General features: G+C 44.0%; 19 protein-coding genes and 1 pseudogene. 9 read left to right on the top strand and 11 right to left on the bottom strand.

What is annotated here, in order from left to right:
* Nucleotides 1-26 precede the first annotated feature (26 nt).
* The gene (locus F6J90_RS42605) at nucleotides 27-1,484 is read right to left on the bottom strand and encodes a PP2C family protein-serine/threonine phosphatase (RefSeq protein WP_293108767.1); all 1,458 of its coding nucleotides are present in this window, start codon (nucleotides 1,482-1,484) and stop codon (nucleotides 27-29) included.
* Nucleotides 1,485-1,917: 433 nt separating this feature from the next.
* Between F6J90_RS42605 and F6J90_RS42600 the strand changes: the two genes are divergently transcribed.
* Together F6J90_RS42600 and F6J90_RS42595 are read left to right on the top strand one after the other, a co-directional pair.
* The gene (locus F6J90_RS42600) at nucleotides 1,918-2,370 is read left to right on the top strand and encodes a DNA-binding protein (protein WP_293108764.1); all 453 of its coding nucleotides are present in this window, start codon (nucleotides 1,918-1,920) and stop codon (nucleotides 2,368-2,370) included.
* Complete coding sequence (locus F6J90_RS42595; protein ID WP_293108761.1) at nucleotides 2,345-2,578, top strand: hypothetical protein; 234 nt, start codon at nucleotides 2,345-2,347, stop codon at nucleotides 2,576-2,578. The genes F6J90_RS42600 and F6J90_RS42595 overlap by 26 nt, the downstream gene beginning before the upstream one ends.
* A 64-nt stretch (nucleotides 2,579-2,642) precedes the next feature.
* Here F6J90_RS42595 and sbcD read toward each other — a convergent pair whose 3' ends face one another.
* The 3 genes from sbcD to F6J90_RS42580 all read right to left on the bottom strand — a co-directional run bounded on the left by sbcD (nucleotide 2,643) and on the right by F6J90_RS42580 (nucleotide 5,932).
* The gene (sbcD, locus tag F6J90_RS42590; RefSeq protein ID WP_293108758.1) at nucleotides 2,643-3,866 is read right to left on the bottom strand and encodes an exonuclease subunit SbcD; all 1,224 of its coding nucleotides are present in this window, start codon (nucleotides 3,864-3,866) and stop codon (nucleotides 2,643-2,645) included.
* Between the two features lie 59 nt (nucleotides 3,867-3,925).
* Nucleotides 3,926-5,128 (bottom strand): transposase, encoded by a 1,203-nt coding sequence (locus tag F6J90_RS42585; protein WP_293108862.1) that lies wholly within the window; start codon nucleotides 5,126-5,128, stop codon nucleotides 3,926-3,928.
* Nucleotides 5,129-5,407: 279 nt separating this feature from the next.
* Entirely contained in the window at nucleotides 5,408-5,932 is a 525-nt protein-coding gene (locus tag F6J90_RS42580) for a hypothetical protein (protein ID WP_293108755.1), read from the bottom strand.
* 24 nt (nucleotides 5,933-5,956) lie between these two features.
* Here F6J90_RS42580 and F6J90_RS42575 point away from each other — a divergent pair, with 24 nt between their 5' ends.
* Nucleotides 5,957-6,130, top strand: a complete 174-nt coding sequence (locus tag F6J90_RS42575) for a hypothetical protein (RefSeq protein WP_293108753.1) — start codon at nucleotides 5,957-5,959, stop codon at nucleotides 6,128-6,130.
* 175 nt (nucleotides 6,131-6,305) lie between these two features.
* Here F6J90_RS42575 and glyS read toward each other — a convergent pair whose 3' ends face one another.
* Nucleotides 6,306-8,468: a glycine--tRNA ligase subunit beta gene (gene glyS / locus F6J90_RS42570; RefSeq protein ID WP_293108750.1), complete on the bottom strand. Its 2,163-nt coding sequence runs from the start codon at nucleotides 8,466-8,468 to the stop codon at nucleotides 6,306-6,308.
* 268 nt (nucleotides 8,469-8,736) lie between these two features.
* Complete coding sequence (locus F6J90_RS42565) at nucleotides 8,737-9,840, bottom strand: calcium-binding protein (RefSeq protein ID WP_293108747.1); 1,104 nt, start codon at nucleotides 9,838-9,840, stop codon at nucleotides 8,737-8,739.
* An 813-nt stretch (nucleotides 9,841-10,653) separates the two neighbouring features.
* Here F6J90_RS42565 and F6J90_RS42560 point away from each other — a divergent pair.
* The gene (locus F6J90_RS42560; RefSeq protein ID WP_293108744.1) at nucleotides 10,654-11,220 is read left to right on the top strand and encodes a Uma2 family endonuclease; all 567 of its coding nucleotides are present in this window, start codon (nucleotides 10,654-10,656) and stop codon (nucleotides 11,218-11,220) included.
* A gap of 163 nt (nucleotides 11,221-11,383) precedes the next feature.
* Here the strand turns inward: F6J90_RS42560 and F6J90_RS42555 are convergent, their stop codons facing one another.
* Nucleotides 11,384-11,971 (bottom strand): Uma2 family endonuclease, encoded by a 588-nt coding sequence (locus tag F6J90_RS42555; protein WP_293108742.1) that lies wholly within the window; start codon nucleotides 11,969-11,971, stop codon nucleotides 11,384-11,386.
* A 177-nt stretch (nucleotides 11,972-12,148) separates the two neighbouring features.
* Between F6J90_RS42555 and F6J90_RS42550 the strand changes: the two genes are divergently transcribed.
* On the top strand, nucleotides 12,149-12,286 hold the full coding sequence (locus tag F6J90_RS42550) for a hypothetical protein (RefSeq protein WP_293108739.1): 138 nt from the start codon (nucleotides 12,149-12,151) through the stop codon (nucleotides 12,284-12,286).
* Between the two features lie 5 nt (nucleotides 12,287-12,291).
* On the opposite strand, the gene F6J90_RS42545 is transcribed toward F6J90_RS42550, so the two are convergent.
* Nucleotides 12,292-13,464, bottom strand: a complete 1,173-nt coding sequence (locus F6J90_RS42545) for a tetratricopeptide repeat protein (protein ID WP_293108736.1) — start codon at nucleotides 13,462-13,464, stop codon at nucleotides 12,292-12,294.
* Nucleotides 13,465-13,617: 153 nt separating this feature from the next.
* On the opposite strand from F6J90_RS42545, the gene F6J90_RS42540 reads away from it, so the two are divergent.
* Entirely contained in the window at nucleotides 13,618-13,905 is a 288-nt protein-coding gene (locus F6J90_RS42540; RefSeq protein ID WP_293108733.1) for a hypothetical protein, read from the top strand.
* Nucleotides 13,906-13,986: 81 nt separating this feature from the next.
* On the opposite strand, the pseudogene iscB reads toward F6J90_RS42540, so the two are convergent.
* Together iscB and F6J90_RS42530 are read right to left on the bottom strand one after the other, a co-directional pair.
* A pseudogene (gene iscB / locus F6J90_RS42535) lies at nucleotides 13,987-15,273 on the bottom strand (RNA-guided endonuclease IscB).
* Nucleotides 15,274-15,735: 462 nt separating this feature from the next.
* Entirely contained in the window at nucleotides 15,736-16,815 is a 1,080-nt protein-coding gene (locus tag F6J90_RS42530) for a PIN/TRAM domain-containing protein (protein WP_293108730.1), read from the bottom strand.
* 390 nt (nucleotides 16,816-17,205) lie between these two features.
* On the opposite strand from F6J90_RS42530, the gene hemW reads away from it, so the two are divergent.
* The 3 genes from hemW (at nucleotide 17,206) to F6J90_RS42515 (ending at nucleotide 20,181) form a co-directional block, all read left to right on the top strand.
* On the top strand, nucleotides 17,206-18,468 hold the full coding sequence (hemW, locus tag F6J90_RS42525) for a radical SAM family heme chaperone HemW (RefSeq protein WP_293108859.1): 1,263 nt from the start codon (nucleotides 17,206-17,208) through the stop codon (nucleotides 18,466-18,468).
* Between the two features lie 61 nt (nucleotides 18,469-18,529).
* Nucleotides 18,530-19,381: a 16S rRNA (cytidine(1402)-2'-O)-methyltransferase gene (rsmI, locus tag F6J90_RS42520; RefSeq protein WP_293108727.1), complete on the top strand. Its 852-nt coding sequence runs from the start codon at nucleotides 18,530-18,532 to the stop codon at nucleotides 19,379-19,381.
* 203 nt (nucleotides 19,382-19,584) lie between these two features.
* The gene (locus tag F6J90_RS42515) at nucleotides 19,585-20,181 is read left to right on the top strand and encodes a YdcF family protein (RefSeq protein WP_293108724.1); all 597 of its coding nucleotides are present in this window, start codon (nucleotides 19,585-19,587) and stop codon (nucleotides 20,179-20,181) included.
* Nucleotides 20,182-20,741: 560 nt separating this feature from the next.
* On the opposite strand, the gene F6J90_RS42510 is transcribed toward F6J90_RS42515, so the two are convergent.
* Nucleotides 20,742-21,053: a DUF2288 domain-containing protein gene (locus F6J90_RS42510; RefSeq protein WP_293108722.1), complete on the bottom strand. Its 312-nt coding sequence runs from the start codon at nucleotides 21,051-21,053 to the stop codon at nucleotides 20,742-20,744.
* Nucleotides 21,054-21,088: the final 35 nt, after the last annotated feature.

The following is a 21,088-nucleotide window of genomic DNA, read 5'->3' as shown; positions in this document are numbered from 1 at the left end:
CTATGATTTCCTATACGTTAAATCTGTTAGTCAAGCCTTGATTTTACCTGCATTACGACCAGTGTCATATCATCTCCGTTAGTTGTTGTACCAGTAAACTGCTGAACTTGCTCAAATAGGTAATCTAAAATTTCCTGAGCACTATAACTATGTTCACAGGCCCACTGGAAGCTTTGGGTTAGATTTTCCTCATCAAAGCGATTGCCATTGAGATTGGCTGCCTCGGTCACCCCATCAGTGTAGTAAATAATGGTGTCCCCTGAATCGAGCTGCACTTGAGAGTCTTCGTATTGAGAATCAACTTCTAAACCAATCAGCATCCCTGCGGTATCCAAGGGTTTGATAGAACGGGTTGATGCCTGCCACAACAAGGGGGGATTGTGAGCGGCATTACTATAGGACAAAATCTTGGTTTTGGGGTCGTACTCAGAATAAAATAGGGTGACGAACCGATGGGAATTTTCCAAGTCAGCATACATAACCCGGTTCAAGTGTTCGAGAATGCGTGCAGGGGAGTGACCGTTTAGTACTTCTGCCCGCAGCATTCCCCTGGTCATAGTCATAATCAACCCAGCCGGAACCCCTTTGCCCATCACATCACCAATCACAATGCTCCAAGGTAAATAAGCGCTGTGGTCATCAGTGACGTTACCATCCCCGGAGTTTTTGGGTCCGAGCTGGTCGTAGTTGGTGGGAATGAAATCGTAGTAGTCACCTCCGACACGGTTAGCGGTTTTACAGAAAGCCGCTAATTCCGCACCTTCAATTTCAGGGCATTGGCGCGGTAGTAGGCGGATTTGGATATCGGCACCAATTTCTAACTCTCGATCTAAGCGTTCTTTATGACGTAGCTCAACTTTAAGTTCATCATTAGCGATCGCTACTGCAGTTTGGTCAGCCACTAACCTTACCAACTTCTGTCGTGTCGGTGTCCAGTTATATTGTGGGTCATGGCTAAAGATATACAAATGTCCTTGTTCAGCATTTTTAACCAGAATGGGAAGACTAAAAAGTTTGATATTGGGTTCAAGATAATCCCTCAAGAGTTTATCAAAGGATGCCTGAACCAGTTTCAAAGAGCTTGGTGTGTGCTGAGAATTCCCCCCTTGGCCATTAGGACTCGTAACTTGGCGGGTGGTCTTTTCTATCGCTTTACGAATAGTCTGACCCACCTGAGGGTTCTGGTAGTGTAGGTCAGAGCGTTGTACCTGACCATCTCGATTGAACAAGATTAAAGCTCCCCCATCGGCATCACTGACCCGTGCTGCCATTAGAGGAATTAACTCTAAAAACTGATTGAGATTGTTGAAGCTGCGTAAGGCAAACCCCAAGGAACTTAACAAATCTTGAACTTTGTGCTGTTCTCGATAAAGACGTGCCACCAGTTCTTTGAGGGTGGACACAGGGTTTCGCTTAGCAGCAGCATAGGAGCTGGTGCTATTCGTTGAACTTGAGGGTTGGTGGGGAATGGGCAGTGCTGTCATTGCATCAGGTGTTAGGAGCGTTACCAGTTATGCTGCACAAACCATCAGGTTAATCAGGAGTTAGAACAGATGTCTACTCAGGTTTTGTCAAGCAGCGGTTGCTGACACTGTTGACCTGTGAAGCCTACGATGGCTGACCCTGGATGTTCACGGTAGTTTTGCTTGGGTATTGATTCAACCATGTAGGATAACTAGCGCAACAGTATGGCATCCTACAGTAGCACTGATTGCCATTTTTAGCTATTCCAGAAGTCCCAACCAATCATTCCAACTGACCTGATTTGTCTAATGATAGCCCTAATACACTCAATGTTATTCAGGGAATCTTCTGAGGTTGAAGGTTGATGCATTAATTAATAGCACCCGATGATTCCACGTTTCAGAAATTTTTCTGTTATACTAGTTTTATAGGAAGAGTTTTGACAGTCAACTGATGAACAAGTGCGTTGGTACTACTGAAGCGGCATCTCTGTTAGGAATCTCATCTAGACGATTGCGACAACTGCTAAGCTGTGGCCGGGTCAGAGGTGCTTATAAAAGCGGTAAATTCTGGATTATTCCCCTGTTTAACTATCTGCCTCAAATTACCAAAGGCAGACGTGGCCCAAAGGGTAAGTGGCTTAAAAATCGTCCTCCGGCTCTAGCTAAGATCAATGTCAACCGCAATCACATTGGCTCGAATATGCACAAAAGTCCCAAAGACCGGAAGCCAGTGATTTCAGTAAAACGAAGCGGTAACAATCTATACGGCAACCAAGTAGAAATCCTCGGTCCATGTCGGATTGTCTATCAGCCAGATCACCCACTCGATTGTGGGGCTCGTCTGTGGATCGAAACCTTCAGTGATATCCACTTCATCGGTGGCAGTTTTCCTGCTAGTAGCTAATTACCAATTACGTAAGCATTCAGCTATCAGCCATCAGCTATCAGCCATCAGCTATCAGCCATTGGCCTTGGCCAAAAGGCCACGCTACGCTCTTGGCCACGCTGTCTTGATTATTGCGCGAGTGGTTTTGGGTCTGTGTGCGGAACCTGCGTCCGCACCGCTGTTTGCCCCGTGGAAACCCCCTGTTCCCTTGCTGCATCGCTACTAGATCGGTGCTTTTGAATAACATAAGCTGACGGCTGACGGCTGACTGCTGAATGCTTACTTACCAATTACCGATTTTTCTCTAATAGGCATTCTGCAGCTTCTAGCATATCTGCAGCAATATCTCTGAGGTCTTGCCGATTCTCTAGATATGTGGATAAGGCATCCATGGGATCAATACTGTTACCTATACCCAGTTCCGGCAAGCGGGGACGGGCTAGCTGGCTGACTAATTCTGGGCGAATGGTATAGTGGTGAGCTGCCCTCAAGGATTCATGTATGGCAGTATTGTCAATTAGGTCGAGCTGCTCAGAACGTAGCTTGTAAATCAGCCGGACTATAGCGTCTTTAATAGTTTCGTTACCAATAGCGTTTAGTAAAGTACTTTGGGGATCATCTGCTTCAGCAAGATTGACCTCAATGGTACGGAAGGGACGCACTGACAAGGGACAAAATTCCCACTGAACGTGACCTTTGGACAGCTCAATCATGACATAACCTTTGTCTTCCTTCTCTTCACTGAAATCGACCCGTTCAATGCTGCCAGGGTAAATGACTGGGGGGTCATTGGAGTGGTTGAGATTCTGGTGTTGGTGGATGTGTCCTAAAGCTACATAATCAAAGCAGGGTCGAGTCAGCAGCGAGAGCGGAATAGTAAAGCCTTTACCAACTGCGAGGAAGCGCTCTGCACCAAATCTAGCTTGGTCTGCCATTAAATGACCTAACAAAACCGTTGGCAGGTTTGGGTCAAGTTTACGAATTTCTGCTTCTAAGATTGGCTCAAGCCGTGAGATCAGGAGTTGGTTCACCTCGGCTAGGGTTAGACCTTCGGTGTCTGGGCGACTGAGAAGGGTGGAGTTGGTTAGCCACGGTAGAGTAATCACCTGTACTGGACCATTGTCGGTTTGAATCGTATGAGTGGTGATGGTATCCCCTACTAAAAATCCAGGCACGCCTAAGGTGCGGTAAATACATAAGCTAGCACCTCCCTGTCCTTGGGAGTGTTGGTCGTGATTTCCTACTAGTAAAACTGTAGGAATGTTTGCATCTACTAAGCGGCGAAATTGATTAGCAAAGGCTTGTTGAACATAGGGTGGTGGTGTGGCATCGGGAAAGGCATCACCGCCAAAAAGAACTAAATCCACAGGTTCGGCAATGGCTCGGTCAATACATTTAGCTAGGGTATTGACAAAATCTTCTAAACGTGTATTGATTCCAGTAGCAGGGTTTATTCGTCCATGGGAGAAACCACTACCCATGTGGATGTCAGATAGGTGAAGAATTTTGATCATTGGCCATGATATATAATTTCGATTTGATAGGTGAACATACTCTTTGACACTCCCCACGATTAGAAATCGGGGGATTCTTGGTTCAACGAGGTTACTTGCTCTTCCAGGCCGGAACCAAGAAGAGTAGAGGTATCCTCTCCCCAAGCGTTTAAAATAGTTCCGGTGTGCCCCACCGTACTTAAGGCTTTTGTGAGAATATTTTTGGCGGCGTTGTGGTCGCGGTCTAACTGACACCCACATTTGCAGGAGTGTGTTCGAGTTGATAATGACTTTTTGACTACTTCACCACAGTTGGAACAGTTTTGGCTTGTGTAGGCAGGATTCACTGCAACAGTTATCCTGCCAAACTTTTGACCAAAATATTCCAACCATTCACGAAACTGGTACCAACCTGCATCATTAATAGACTTGGCCAGACAGTGGTTTTTAATTAAGTTTTTAATCCTCAAATCTTCATAGGCGACCAGATCGTTAGACCGGATTACGCAACGTGCCAGTCTCTTGGCATGTTCTTGACGTTGCCTACTTACTTTAAGGTGAGTCCTGCCTAGCCTATTAATGGCTTTCTTTCGGTTAGCAGAGCCTTTCTTTTTTCGAGAAACCCGACGTTGATAGAACTTTAGACGCTTTTCGCCTTTTCGATAAAACCGAGGTGATGGTTCCCGATATCCATTGGAATCAGTATAGAAATCTTTTAGTCCAACGTCTAGACCAATAATCTTACCTGTTGTCTCAACAGTTTCAGAATTATCTACTTTTACACAGAACTGAACATAGTATCCATCCGCCCGACTTACTATGCGAACCCTTTTAATTAGTTTTACATCAAAACGCCATAAGTCCCATGTTCCTTTGAGCTTGAGCTTCCCAATTCCTTTTTTGTCGGTAAAGTTGACTGACTTTTTGTCTGGACATAACTTCCATCCACTAGTCTTGTATTCCACCGAGCGAGAAGATTTCTTGAATCTAGGGTAACCTTTATTCCCAGGGATTTTCTTTTTACAGTTATCATAAAAGCTATGAATTGCTCGCTCTACGTTTTCAACAGACGCTTGACAAGCATGACTGTTTAAATCCTCGACAAACTTGAACTCAGCTCTTAAATCAGTGTTGTAACGGTAAAGCTCTTTCTTGCCGACTCCTTTATTGTCCATCCAGTAGCGTAATACTTTGTTTCGGACAAATCGTGATGTCCGGATCGCCTCGTCTATCGCTAATTTTTGGGCTTTATTAGTTACGGCCTTGAACTCCATTACAAGCACTCTTTTAATCACCTCCTTTTTTTTTCGATCTGCTTTCTATTGTAGACTACAATTTTAAATCCATCCAAAGTTCCTGATTGAATTGAAAGTTTTTCCCAAAAGGATTCGCGTTGCTCAGTTCGTTTATGTGAGGGGTAAGGCTAACCCCATATCTAAAGCTAGGGGCTTGCGCCTTACCCCTCACACTCCCCGATTTTTCTGTCAGGGAAAGGCAAGAGGCAATAGGCAAGAGGCAATAGGATAAGCCATGTTGCTCAAACGTTGCTGAAAATGTATTGGTTATTGGTCAAGAATTTCACATAAAGCTTGATGGATGACCTGTTTTTGCTCAGAATCGTATTTCCAGCGCTGGAGAAATTCTTGGTAGTTGCCAACTCCGGTAAGGGCGCTTTCCCTTAACTGTTGGGCAATTTCAAACAGGCTTGGCATATTTAGTTGTTTAATGAGATTAGCACTACGCGATCGCACTCGGTCTGATCCTTGAGCCATCTCTTCTTTGCCATTGCGGCGATGGTTCAATCCCATTGCCGCTGACATCGCTAAATTTTTGACTAACAGTTCGGCTACGATATCGGGGGATGACTCTAGAGCTGTGATCACCTCTGGTGAAGGATTGTCGGCTAAGGTGCTTTCACTGGTAAGGTAGGTTACAAAGAAGCCTCTTGCTCCATTTTTGGTTTTGACTAAGGATGCGATCGCATCGGTAATTTCTGGCGATGTTAGTTCCCCTGTTGCCATTTTGGTCATTATCGATTCGGTGAATGCGATCGCATCATCAAACGTTACGGTTTCTAGAATTTCCATGGCAGTGCTGAGGCTAGATCAAGAGTGGGTCAGTTTCAATTTGACCACAATTTTAATAAAACCGCAGATACAGCTTTTACTATCAATCCCCCAAAGCTATCAGCGGTCAGCGGTCAGCGGTCAGCGGTCAGCGGTCAGCCGTCAGTGGTCAGCCGTCAGCCGTCAGCCTTCAGCCTTCAGCCTTCAGCCTTCAGCTGATTACTGATTGCTATAAGCTGATTACTGATTGCTATAAGCTGATTACTGATTGCTATAAGCTGATTACTGATTGCTATAAGCTGATTACTGATTGCTATAAGCTGATTACTGATTACTGATTACTGATAGCTGTTCGCGTAGCGTGCGCGTAGCGCATATGCTTACAAACCAAACCCTAACTCTTGACAATTGCTCCAAAATCTGCTAGCACACGAGCATGATTCCGCAACAATCCCAACAAATTCAACCGATTACTGCGAATATTGGGGTCAGGATCCATCACCAATACACTCTGGTCACCATCAAAGAAAGTGCTAACCGTAGGAGCAATCTGCTCTAGTGCTTCCACTAATTTCTGATAATCTCGCTCTTCCTGAGAAGCTTTAATTTTCGGCACTAATTCCACTAGGGCATCATAAAATGCTTGTTCACAAGATTTCTGGAAGTATTCCGGAGTCACTACTGTTGTTGGTTGTAACTGTTTGGTATCTAAATCCCCTTGTTTAGCTAAACGAGCTGAACGGTTGACAGTTTCATAGATTTTATCCAGGGTACCATTATCTCGGATAGACTGAAGAAACAAAGCGCGATCGCGTACATCTAACACATCAATTAATGCCCTGTTTTGATACTCGGTATCATCTTCTCCTAACACAGCATTCACTAAATCATAGTCAATTTTATTTTCTTCTTGGAGCAGAGTCCGAATCCGTTGTAAGAAAAATTCCTGTAATGACTCTATTGGTGAGTTCTTGTCTGGATAAGCAGCTACAAAATCCGCAGCAATATCTTGTAGCAACTGTTGGAGATTAATCGGTAAGTTGGCATCCCAGGTAATGTTGATAATCCCATTAGCAGCACGACGTAGAGCAAAGGGGTCAGAAGAGCCTGTCGGTAACATTCCTAAGCCAAAGATGCTGACTAAGGTATCTAGCCTGTCTGCTAATGCTACCACTTGCCCAGTAATGGTTTGAGGTAGAGAATCTCCTGCACCTCTGGGTAAATAATGCTCAAAAATTGCTGTTGCGACTTGCTCAGATTCCCCACTAGCAACGGCATACTTTTGTCCCATTACCCCTTGTAATTCAGGAAATTCATACACCATCTGGGTAACCAAGTCGGCTTTACACAGTAAGGCCGCCCTTTGAATCTGAGTAATCGCCTCTGGTGAAATTAGATTAGGAGAGTGTTGACGTAACTGGTCAGTAATTTGACTAGCAATCTTCTCTATTCTACCGACCTTTTGGCGTACTGAACCTAAATCTTCCTGAAAAGTGACCTTTTCCAGTTGGGGTAAATAGCTTTCCAAGGGTGAGTCGATATCGGTTTTGTAGAAAAACTGCCCATCGGCTAACCTCGCTCGGATTACCCGCTCGTTACCAGTAGCAATAATTTCGGATTTGGCGGGGTCACCGTTACCAATAGTAATAAAATAGGGGATAAGTTCAGTAGCTGCTTCGGTTTTGAATACTGGGAAGTAGCGCTGGTGAGACACCATCTCTGTGGTGACCACTTCTTGAGGTAAATTCAAGAAGTCTGAGGAAAATTTACCCACTACTGCTGTCGGCCATTCCACTAAATTAGTGACTTCTTCCCATAACTCAGGGTACAGAGGGGTATAACCACCTAACTGTTTAGCGGCTGACTCCACTTGTGATTTGATTGTCTCGCGACGTGTTTCAGGGTTGACCTCTACATAAGCATTGCGCAAACAGGACTGATAATCTGTTGCTTGGGGAATCTCTATTGGTTTGGGAGACAAGATCCGATGACCACTGGAAATGCGATCGCTTTTTATAATCTCGGCATTATTATCTAACTCTACCGGTAGCACTACATCATCTAAAAGTGTGACTAGCCAGCGAATCGGACGGGGAAACTTTAAATCTCCATTCGCCCAGCGCATGAACCGTCTTCCTTCCAATCCAAATATCCATTGGGGAATCAGTTCCGTTAGAATTTCCGTAGCGGGGCGACCAGATATCTGTTTTTGAACAAAGACAAATTCTCCTTTATCCGTATCTCTGAGGAATAGATTATCTACCTCTACCCCTTGTTTACGGGCAAACCCAAGTGCTGCTTTAGTAGGTTCGCCATCCTTAAACGCTGCCTTAGCTGGTGGTCCTTTAACCTCTTCTTCTCGGTCGGGTTGCTTTCCAGGTAATCCTTTGATGATAACTGCTAAGCGGCGAGGGGTGCCGTAAATCTCAATTCCTTCTGGAGTAAGAAAGTACTCATCTAGGGTTTGGGGAATTCTCGATTGCCACTGTGCAATCGCACTATCCACAAAATCTGCAGGTAATTCTTCTGTACCGACTTCTAATAAAAATGTAGACATAGGGAACTGATTACTAATCAAAACCATAATCTTTAACTACCAATTCCCCCAGTGTACCTCTTGAGATTCTATACCTGGTTATGATGGTTTTCACAGAAAAAGCAGAGTTACAGCGACTGTCGCCAAACTCTACCTCAAACGCCCTTATGTAGTTAGCATCAGTAGTAGGGGCGTACGACGTGCGCCCCTAAAAGTATAGTTATTGCGTAAATGCTGAGTTACAAACCCTAGGGAAAAAACAGGTTTACTCAGAACTACACTCAGATAACTAAATTGTCAGAAAGTTGCTAGCGCTGGCAATACTGCTAACTTGTGCATTATTGACAACTGCTAAGACTTCACCGTTAGCAGAGATTTCCACACCATCAGCACTTTGGTTAAAGGTCAAGTTACTGAAAGTCAAGGCACCAGACAGACCTAGCGACGTCTTACCAGCCTCAAAGTTAATGATAGTATCAGTTCCTTTGCGTGCTTCTAGGACAACAATATCCTGACCACCCCCAAGCATGATCGTATCGTTGCCAAAGCCACCAACAACTAAATCATTACCAGTGCCAGTGTCTATGAGGTCATTACCGATACCCCCATAGACTGTGTTATTGCCTTCGGAGGAGAAGATCTGGTCATTACCAGTGCCGCCATAAATGGTGTCAGGGTTGGAACCACCGAAAATCAAGTCATTCCCAGCACCACCATAGAGAATGTTTACTCCCTCACTGCCAAAAATTCTGTCATTACCACCCTGACCGTAGATTGTGTCATTATCAGCAGTACCGAAAAGAGTTTCACCGTTGCTTGTGCCTAAAATTACTTCATCTTTCGGCACAACTCTTAAGTTATCCACTAGTAGCGCGGATTCCAATAACTCATCTTCTACATCCACCACTGCCATACCTACTAGATAAGTGCCACCAGTTGGGAATTTGTAGGTAAAGGTATTGTAGTCTGTTTCCTCACGAAATCCTGTAGGAGACAGGAGAAATGAACTATTTGTATCTGCGAGGTTAGATAAAACGTTTGGGGTGATGGAGACAAAGGCAAAATCCTTGAAGGTGGAGTCAGGAGTAAGCTCATCAGTGAGGAAGTTAAAGTCGAAGCTCAAAACATCCCCAGCCTTGACTGTAATAGGTTTTAGCGTGAGAGCCGATCCTTCTTTGGCATCTCCATTGCCAAAACCATCGATAGTTGCTGGGTTCAACCCCAAGAAATTTTCAATTTCGCTATCACTTACAGAACCGATATCATTAGTAATCAAAGCCTGAAATTTTCCCTGAGAAGGGATACTGCCAAATGCCGCTGTCTCAATGCTGGCATCGCCGATAGTGTTCCAATTTGTGAAGTCGCCAGTCTCAAATCCAAAAATAGTAGTCATCAGATTGTCTTTGGTAGATTACATGATTGACACAAGAAGGTCATTGCAGACAAACAAATTTCGACTAAGCTCACCTCAAGGCATCATAAGTTGATACACCAGTTGATACACCCTAATTCAGACTCGTAAAACCGATAAAGTTTTGGTAACTTTCCATTTAAATCAACGTTTAAATTTTGGAGTATTCATGAAAAATTAAAATACCTTAAGGTGTCTTATTTTTTTACCCTGACAATTTTTATATTTTGCTTGACTTGACTATTTATCAATTTATCAATTCTTTTTTTAAAGAAAAATACTTTTATTTAAAGTATTCGTAAAGTTAAGACTAAACTTGTTCAAGTTTTAGTTAAAATTAAGGAATCACAGTTACCTAAGTAACGCCCATAAACTAGATACCATCAGTTATCTGGGGCATCTTCACAGATTTCAGGGATCGTAACACTGCCAAAGCCAGCAGCATCGAGTCATTCACAATAGGTTTGATTACTTGTATAGCGGTTTTCAATTTGGTGAGGTACACAATTTTGGGATTTTAGGGAACAGGAATCCCCCCTAACTCCAGGGCTGTTTCTTGCGTCCGACTAAAATGTGATAGGTATTTTTAACCTTAAAAAAACCCTCTCCCCAGCACCCCACCTCCCTTTCAACCGATTGACCTGACAATTTATTCCAAAGAATGAAACAACCCTGCTTACTAAGGGGGGTTAGGGGGGATTCCTCTTGCCTTTCCTTAAGGAAGTATGTTAACAATTCAAATAGAAATGCTATACTGGTAAACTAAAGAAAGATTTCCCCAAAAATTCAGGAGCCATGACTGTCACAATCACCCCAGCACATAGCCTGGAAGAATTTCTGAAGCTCCCAGAAACAAAGCCAGCCAGGGAATACATCAACGGCGAGATTGTCCAGAAGCCAATGCCGAAAGGAAAGCATAGTCGATTGCAGCTGAGGCTATGCAACAGTATCAACGAAAACACAGAAAGCCAGAAAATTGCTTATGCCTTCCCAGAGTTGCGCTGTAGTTTTGGCATACGCTCTATTGTACCTGATATAGCGGTTTTCAAATGGTCACGAATTCCCTTTGATGCCGATGGGGAAGTTCCCAATGATTTTTTATTGTACCCAGATTGGATAATTGAAATCCTTTCTCCAGAACAGAGTTCAAATCGGGTAATTGGCAATATTCTCTATTGCTTACAACATGCTTGTCAGCTAGGTTGGTTAATTGATCCTGCTGATAGATCTATTTTAGTGTTTCGACCGGGTCAACAACCAGAATTGTTACTAGGTAGCAATCAACCTTCTGTATTAGAGGATATTAACCTAGAGTTAACAGTAGATCGGATTTTTGGTTGGCTGAAGATGTCAGGGAATTAACCAAAGGTAAGCATTCAGCTAATGCGCTACGCACACGCTACGGGAACGGCGCACGCTACGCTGGGTTTATTTTAAGCATTAGGCTGACCGCTGACCCCTGAATGCTGACCCCTGAATGCTTATGATTGGTTGAAGACAAAAAACCCAATATACCATTTCCAAATTACCAAATTGTTGTCAGATCTAACACAAATCCTTGCAAGACATCTTCCCCGGAAATAGTATCAGGATTGTTGAGAATTTCTACATCTTGATGGGGACGATAAGTTTCGGTTTTTCGCTGTTTTCGGTTAATCAACCAGCCAAGTCTTGCCCCGTTTTCCATGTATTCTCGCATTTTAGCACGGGTTTTCTCCAGGGAATCGCTAGGAGACATTAACTCCACTACGAAATCGGGACATATGGGAGCAAATCTTTCTTGTTCAACGGGGGTTAAAGCATCCCAGTGCTCTTGCTGAACCCAAGACGCATCAGGAGAGCGGTTTGCACCATTGGGAAGAGTAAACCCACTGTTGGAGTCAAAAACTTTACCCAGATTGTTCTGGCGACTCCAGGCTTTTAGTTGATAGATTAAATCAGCATTTCGTTCACCTGTGGTGCTACCTGTAGGCGACATAATAATTAATTCTCCAGTAGCAGTGCGCTCAAATCTTAAGTCGCTGTTGTCGTGACAGAGTTGCCAGAATTGTTTGTCGGTTAAGTCCAGTTTTAATTCTAGAGTAGGGGGTAAGGAGATGCTGGAAGTATTCATAAAAATTGTCTAAATTTTGAGAGTTTGTTTATTTTAATTCTAAGGGATGCCTTAAAATTGAAATTAACAATTACGGCTTCTTCAGTAACTAGTAAGCTAAGTTAAATATTAAAATAGGGAGTAGGGAGTAGGGAGTAGTTTTTGAATAGACTTAAAGGTTAAAGGGACCCTTTTTAAATGAAGACAGGCTTATACAGCGTTTTTCATAACTATGAGCTAAACAGGATTTTTTCCCTCTTCCCACTTCCGACTTCTCTGTTCCCTGTTCCCTGTTCCCTGTTCCCTGTTCCCTGTTCCCTGTTCCCTAATACTTAATAAGATTAAACCTGAAATCCCATAGCGTAAAGTCCCTGACGAAGACGCTCAGCTTCAGCTGGGTTATGGGTTTCGTGAAGTGCGATCGCTTTTTTAAATGCCGATAAACTCTGATCAACCTTGCCCAATTTAAGCCAAACCACTCCCAAGTTTTGATAAGCCTCTCCATACTCTGGGTTGAGTTGAATCGCTTGCTGATAGGATGCGATCGCATTTTCCATTTGACCCAAAGCCTTCCAAGTCATGCCCAGATTATTATGTCCAAGGGCAAAACTTGGGTCTATCTTTACTGCCATTTCATAGGCAGTTTTGGCGTGATTCAACTCCCCTGCTTGTAACAACAAACTGCCCAAGTTATTGTAAGCTCCTAATTTCAACTGGGGCAAAATCGGTTGTTGAATCGCCTGTTGATAATGTATTGCTCCTGAATTAAGCTCTCCTTGGCGAGTATAAGCATTCCCCAGATGGTAGTGCAGTTCAAATAATACCGCTGGCTCTAGCTTAGTGCTAGTTAAACCACGCTTGAGTAACTCCACACCCTGGTCTACTTGATTATTTTGAATATAAAGCGCCCCGAGTTTACTACACACATAAGCATCAAACGGATGACTAGCCAGATAGCCTTCCATCGCCGTAAGGGCTCTAGTCAACTTATTCCGTGATGCGATCGCATCACGGCTATAACCGTAGTGTAAGATTCCCACCTGGGAAAGAGACACCACCTGCCATTGGGGTTCTCGTTGCAACATTTGCGCTACAGTATCATCAACCATAGCATGATAGGGTCGAGAAAAGCGAATATCTGGGTGATAGCGAAATAAACGGGACACCAGAGAATAGGGAGATTGAGTAGCACCCACTTCTTGCCGGACTAGATTAATAACTAGATAGGAACTATTTTGGATAGCCTGCTTGATTTCCGGTACAACTTCCGGTTTCAACACTTCATCAGCATCCAACACCAGCACCCATTCCCCTTCCACATAGCTCAACGCCTGATTGCGAGCAGCTGCAAAATCATTACACCATTCAAACTGATAAACTCTAGCGCCATAGCTTTGCGCCACCTCAATCGTCCGATCCGTTGAACCTGTGTCTAGGATGACCATCTCATCCACTACATCCTTGACACTACTCAAACATTGTGGTAACGATTCTTCCTCATCTTTAACAATCATGCATAGGCTAAGCATCGCATCAGTCATTGGTTAGAAGGTTAGACGGTTAGAAGGTTAGGAGGTTGAAGGTTAGGAGGTTGAAGGTTAGGAGGTTGAAGGTTAGGAGGTTGAAGGTTAGGAGGTTGAAGGTTAGAGGGTTAGACGGTTAGGAGGTTGAAGGTTGGCCGGTTGAAGGTTAGGAGGTTGAAGGTTAGGAGGTTGAAGGTTAGGAGGTTGAAGGTTAGAAGGTTGAAGATTAGGAGGTTGAAGGTTAGGAGGTTGACGGTTAGGAGGTTGACGGTTAGGAGGTTGACGGTTAGGAGGTTGACGGTTAGGAGGTTGAAGGTTAGGAGGTTGAAGGTTAGGAGGTTGAAGGTTAGGAGGTTGAAGGTTAGGAGGTTGAAGGTTAGGAGTTTGAAGGTTGGCCGGTTGACGGTTAGACGGTTGATGGTTGAATATTAGAGCCTTAACAACAGCAAACCTGGATTTATAATATTAACCTGTAAAGTAATAGGACAACTATTCCCAGGCAATTCTTGGTATTTATCGGCAAAAACGGTAAGTGTACCCATCTTTTTGATGAACTCTGGTCAAGTTCTTAACGTGTAAGCTTATTGCCTTCTTCCCTGGGACTGTGTAATTGAAGGAATTACTTTTGCTCCTAGGGCTAACCTTCCCAAATTCCCCAGTCAGAAGGTTTTTGGCTATATCTCCACTGCACCAACCCTTAATCGGTTTTAATGGATTGTGCCTGATGGGGTAGCCATACTTGTTGAGTGCTGCTTTTTGTCTGCCTCCCTGTCCTTTACAGGTAACCAACAGTGGCTGAGAGGTTTTCAATGTCAGCATCTCAATATTCCCGACACAGGCGGCATCAATCCAATGTTCCTTCGGTAGCCCCAGTTTAGTTCGGTTGTACTTGGTTTGTGCTCCTGTTCCAGTAATTACTGGCTTAATACTTTGGAGTACCCTAACCAGCTTATTGCGAGTTACATTGACCGCTGCTGCATCCCTTAATGGTTGCTTGGCTTTGGTTTTGATTTTTTGAAGTAGACTTGGTTTCTTTTTCAGGAATTCCTCTATGGGTTTATTCCCTTTCCGTTGATTACATTTCTCGCAAGCTAGACAAAGATTACTGACCCGTTCGCGTAGCGTCGGCGAAGCCGAATCACTTCCGTCTTTAGACTTTGGGTGAATGTGTTCGATTTGTAATGGGACGGATTGTTTACCGCAGTAAGTGCATTGCCTTCCCCATTTCTCTAGTAAGTACTCTCTAACTTCATATCCAGCTAGCTCCCCTTGCTGGTACTCAACACCATTGATTTCAGGGTTCTGCATTTTCTGAGTATCAAACTTAACTCTTTCGACCCAGATCTGATTGATCGGACAAAACTTGATTAATCGTTTTACCCAGGTCTAAATAGTCAAAACCCTGTGCTCTAAACTAGGGGCAAGCCATCCCTCTGGACGTCTACGGTTAAGGAATCGTGGCTTTCTGTATCGGGTATGACGGCTGCGTCTTCTATGTCTTACAGATCTTCTAGACTCTAATTTTTTCTTGATCAATCCTCCCCTGTGCTCTAATTCCATTCCCCAGATAACTTGGTTATTTTGGACTAGAGCAAATCCAGTGACCTTGCTGCCAGGATCAATCTTGATTTGACATGGCGAGATAGTCGGATTATCAATCGCAGCCTTTAGGATGATCGTGAATGGATACATCCGAAAAACCGCAGCTTTCCCTTTATCCAATAACCGGCGTGCTCTCTTTGGATAAATAGGGTTTAGTGGTTGAAAGTTTGTGTCAATGACAAATACATAATTTTGCATTTTTAATGCGTCTCAATTCGGTAATGTGTTCCGGACTTCGTCCCGCTACGCGAACGACAATGTTGGGATGGGTTGTTAGGCTAACCACACATTTGCCTTTGTCTTAATGATTAGCAACAGAGCCAGGAGCTGGAGTTCACTCCTGGGTGTCATAACCAAACCAACGTAGGAAGCAAATCCTTAGTCTGCAACCTAGTGGGCAATTCCATAAATTACCGGGAATTGCCTAGGCTTTAACTAGGTGTAACCTAAGCTACAAGGGACGCCAAGGGCGAAGAACCTGCAACCTGCAACCTGCCAACCTGCCAACCTGCCAACCTGCCAACCTGCCAACCTGCCAACCTGCCAACCTGCAACCTTCAACCTGCAACCTGCAACCTGCAACCTTCAACCTGTAACCTTGGCCAATAGGCCACGCTACGCGAACAACCTGCCAACCTTCAACCTTTAAAATAATCAATATCAAACCGTAACCGAAGCTTGAGGTCGAGCAAAAATCATCCTACCTGCTGAGGTCTGCAAGGCTGAGGTAACAATGACTGGCAGTTCAACACCCATGTGTTTATACCCTTCTTCTACCACTACCATTGTCCCATCATCTAGATAACCAACTCCCTGGGTAGGTTCTTTACCCCCCTTAAGGATTTTCAGCTCTAGGATGTCACCCGGTAGATACAGAGGACGCACGGCTTGGGCTAAATCATTGACATTCAACACTGGCACCTTTTGGAGCTTAGCCACTTTACTCAAGTTGTAATCATTCGTTAAAAGAGTGCCATTAATTTCCTGGGCAAAACGTACCAATTTGGTATCTACAGTTTGTAGGTCATCGTAATCAGCGGAATGGATCACCAAGCGTTCTGGGTAAACGGCTTGCATCCGATTTAGGATATCTAGCCCCCGCCGTCCCCGAGTTCGCTTCTGATCATTGGCAGCATCGGCAAGTTGCTGCAATTCTAGTAAGACAAACTGGGAAACCAGAATTTGACCTTCGATAAAACCGGTCTCAAGCAGTGCTTCGATCCGACCATCAATGATACTGCTAGTATCTAGAATTTTACTTGAGGCTGATTTGAGGGTGCCTTCTGCCACTAAAACTGATTCCAGGCTGTTAGGATTGATCAGCTGCAAGAAGGTGCGACCATGGGTATCGGCTAGACTAACCCCTAAGAAGGAAAACATCACACTTCCTAAAATGGCAGTCAGGGGTTTGATGAAGGAAAATTCCGAGGGGATGGGGAGTAAAAAAATTGGCGCTAGCATTAAATTAGCTAACAGCAGTCCCAGGATCAGACCAATAGCCCTGGTCAAAATTACCTCAATCGGCATTTTTCGCACTTGGGCTTCTACCCGACGGTAAGTTACTTGGGCCATTAACCCTAGTGCTAGTCCGATAATGGCACCAAAGCATGCAGTAGTCGAGCGTAACGCTGTCAAATTGCTGACTTGATCTTGCACATGACCGGGTAGCAATTCCACACTGTCGAAGCCTATGCTTGCTGCTGCTATGATAAATAAAAGTATAATGACGAAGTCAAGCATCCTTCCTTTCCAATTGGTTTTGTAGTTGTTTTTTTAGGAAAACTTTTTAAACGATGGCATAAACTGTCGTAAACCTGATAGTCAACAACTATATTTAGTATATCGTTTACATCGCTGTATTCTCTGATCCGACTTAGCTTCATTAAACCGTTGAATTGCCTAGGCTAACCGAGGGATAGCTTGGGCAATTGTATTCGCTGGAGTTATCTGCTCAAGGGAGTTACAGGTTTCCTACTGTTGACTCTTCTTAAGGGGGGAATCTCGCTCCGGAGAAGATTGAGGTTAGCCAAAAGATGATCACAAAACTAATAAAAAATTTATTTAATTAATAACTGTTCATCCCAACGGTCGGATTGGCTTACCTGATTGAAGTATTACCGTAAAAAGCCAGTGGTCAATTTATTACATAATTCTGAGAAAGTTTGCGATTCTTTAAGAGTCAGTGCCGCCTATGTTCATATTCCCTTTTGCCGACGCCGATGCTATTACTGTGATTTTCCAGTCTCTGTGGTAGGGGATAACGCCACAGAGAGTACCTCTAGCATGATTGACCAGTATGTCGAGGTGTTATGTCAGGAAATTAATATCACTCCACCCACCACAAGCAGTTTAGAAACAGTTTTCTTTGGAGGTGGAACACCCTCCCTGCTGGCAGTTGAACAACTAGCCAAAATCCTAGACACCTTGGACAGGCGCTTTGGAATTGCAGCTGATGCCGAGATTTCCATGGAGATGGATCCAGGAACCTTCACCAAGGATCAGTTAACGGGATACCGAGATTTGGGGGTCAATCGAGTCAGCTTAGGCGTTCAGGCATTTCAAGATAAATTATTGAGCAATTGTGGCCGTACCCATGACTCTAAAGATATAGTCACTGCTATCGAACTGATCCATCAAGTAGAGGTTCCCGAATTTAGTCTTGATTTAATGTCTGGTCTACCGGATCAAACCTTAGAACAATGGCAGGAGTCTCTGGAAATAACGGTCAAGATTGCCCCTACCCACATTTCCAGCTATGACCTAGTCCTTGAGCCTGTCACTGCCTTTGGCCGCCAGTACACCTCTGGAACTAAGCCTTTACCGACTGATGAAACCACTGTAATCATGTACCGCTTAGCACAGCAGTTGTTTACTAGTGTGGGGTACGAACATTATGAAATTTCTAACTATGCCTTGCCTGGTCATCAATGCCGTCACAATCGGGTGTATTGGGAAAACCGCCCTTATTACGGTTTTGGCATGGGTGCGGCTAGCTATACTCAAGGATATCGGTTCACTAGACCACGCACGAGGCGAGAGTATTATGCTTGGGTGGAACAGTTGGTACTTGCAGGTGGGGTTTCGGATGACTCACCCACAACTTCAGAGGATGTGTTGTTAGAAACCTTAATGCTAGGTCTACGCTTGGCAGAGGGGTTGAGTCTGTCTATGCTAGCTCAGAGGTTTGGGGAAAAAATTCTGGAACAGATTTGGACGGCTTTGCTGCAATACTACGGTTGTAACTGGGTAGAGGTTGTGGGAGATAATGGCGAAAGGGTTAATTTAACCTATGGTCAGAGGTTACCAGTGGCGGGACGGTTGAGATTAACTGACCCGGAAGGGTTTTTGTTCTCCAATACCATTCTGGCTGACTTGTTTCATCTGTTGGGGTAGGAGCCCGTGATTTGTTAATTAACCGCAAAGACGTAAGGGATGGCGAAGAAGACAAGTGGGAATGCTTTATGTGGTGGGAACACCAATTGGTAATTTGCAGGATATGACGTTTCGGGCAGTGGAAATTCTGCAATCGGTGGATTTGATTGCTGCGGAAGATACGCGCCATACCGGGAAGCTATTGCAGCATTTTCAAATTAAAACGCCGCAAGTGAGTTACCACAAACACAATCACGACCAGCGTTTACCCGAGTTGTTGAATCGCCTGGGTCAAGGAAATACCATTGCGTTGGTGACGGATGCTGGGATGCCAGGCATTTCTGACCCTGGCTATAAATTGGTCAAGGCTGTTATTGAGGAGGGGATATCGGTAGTTCCAATACCAGGTGCTACTGCTGGAATTACGGCATTAAGTGCTGCGGGACTACCGACAGACCGATTTGTGTTTGAAGGCTTTTTACCCACCAAGGGTCAAAGTCGAAAAAAACGCTTAGACTCTCTCAAGGGGGAACCAAGAACGTTGATTTTATATGAAGGGCCTCACCGCGTGCTTAATACCTTGCGAGATTTGGCAAGCTGTTTGGGAGAAAACCGTAGAATTGTATTGGCTAGGGAATTAACTAAACTCCATGAGGAATTTTGGCGGGGAACTATTGGGGATGCGATCGCTCATTTTACTCACCTAGAACCCAAGGGAGAGTTTACCCTAGTAATTGGTGGAGCTTCCCAAGACAAGCCTATGTTATCAAAAGCTGAACTAGAAGCTCAATTGATAGAGATTATGGCTCAGGGAGTATCGCGATCGCAAGCGAGTCGTCAATTAGCTCAGCTAACTCAACTCCCCCGACGTCAACTTTATCAGCTAGCGTTGACAATTCCTTCATCAGTTTTTCCGGTCAAAGACCAAGACTAAGCTTGATTGCTAAATCTTTCTCAATTTTTTGGTTTTTGTTGATTAACAAGTAACAAGTAACAAGTAGCAATTAACAATCAACAAGTAACAAGTAGCAAGTAACAAGTAGCAAGTAACAATTAATGACTAATCCCTGAAGAAAGCTGCGAACTTGCGCTTTGAGTTAAACAACGCCATCTATCTATTCGACATCTATTCGAGTTATGATTTTCAGGATTCACTCCCACTCATCAGCCCCTAACTATAAAGCTAAATTAATACCATGGGTGACACTCGTTTTAGCAATGACCCTAATGTATGGTTACAAAAGGATTGAAAGCTATTTAGTGCAACCAAAAGTTGCCTTAGTTTTAGGGGGATCTGAATCGCGGGAGAGATTTGCTGCCAAATTTGCCATCAAGCACCCAGACCTCGACATTTGGGTATCTTCTGGCAGCCCGAAAGGATATGCTAAACGGTTATTTACCCGGGAAGGAATTGAGGTCAGTCGCCTCCACCTAGACTACAAAGCGGTGGATACGGTCACTAACTTTACTACCTTAGTGGATCAGTTAGAAGCTCAGGACATCGATAGTGTCTATTTGATTACTTCTGACTATCATATGCGCCGTGCTCGCTTGATTGGTGATATTGTTTTTGGCAGTAGAGGAATTGTTCTCAAGCCCTTACCTGTTCCTTCCGAAAAGTCTACTGAACCCCTTGATAAAGCTTTGCGAGATGGGGCTAGGGCTTTGTTGTGGTTGACGACAGGTCATACAGGGGCTGAATTAGGGCAAGCCTCGAAAAGATTAATCAATTGACACTCCCCGTCCTAGAAGAACGGGGATTCTTACTTGGCCGTAGGCCACGCTACGCGAACAACGATCTGTCTTGCGTATAGCAGGTCGGAACCAAAAAAAGTAGAGGACAATTCGACCTAAGCGTACTTGATCATGGATCTAGGTTTCGGTGTGCCCCACCGTACCTTTTTTATATATAGATAGATAGATACTTTTTTTTATCTAAATTTTTTATAGACCTTTAAGTCGTTGTCTTGATGCAGTCGCTCATGGGGGAAACCCCCAAGACCGCGCTGCATCGCTAGACCAAATTACGCAATATGTATCACAGACATATTTTTTACGTTGCCTACTTATGGTTAGATAGTATCTATCTAGTTTTTTAGTTTATTCTTATAGACTTCAAAATAGCACACCTAGTAAAAACTGTCAAGGCCATTGTTTAAAAAAAAAGCCGTCCTATAAGGATTTAAAGTTACCGTAAGAGAGGGTCGCCTTAATTATCAAGTTTTAACCTTTTTGCGCGAGACCGATCCACCATTATGGCTCCACTCTCTAAGGTTTCGTCTCTAGGGGCGCGATTACCCAAATTTTTTGGTAAAGTCCATTGAAAGTTCTTGCACCAGTACGTAGGGTTGTACAATCAGAGCCTGAAACCGCTTGTTCTGGTTGCTGTTCCAATTAGAAAGTTGCTCATGCAAAGGCTTGTGCATTAGCTGCTCACTGATCCAATGTTGGACAGATAGCACATCATCATTTGCGATCGCTACCCCAACATCCAATAAATCCAGTCCCTCAGTCACCACCACTACTGCATCTCGTTTAACATGAGGAATCAGTAAGTCCCAGGTTGTCTCATCCAAGGATTCCGCCAATTGTACTCTTAAATCCATGTTTAATTCAAGGTTTTCTTAACAGTCCTTTAAAC

Source organism: Moorena sp. SIOASIH, assembly GCF_010671925.1.
Lineage (GTDB): Bacteria > Cyanobacteriota > Cyanobacteriia > Cyanobacteriales > Coleofasciculaceae > Moorena.
Note: the sequence above shows the minus strand (reverse complement) of the source record. Positions and strands in the feature narration are given on the sequence as shown.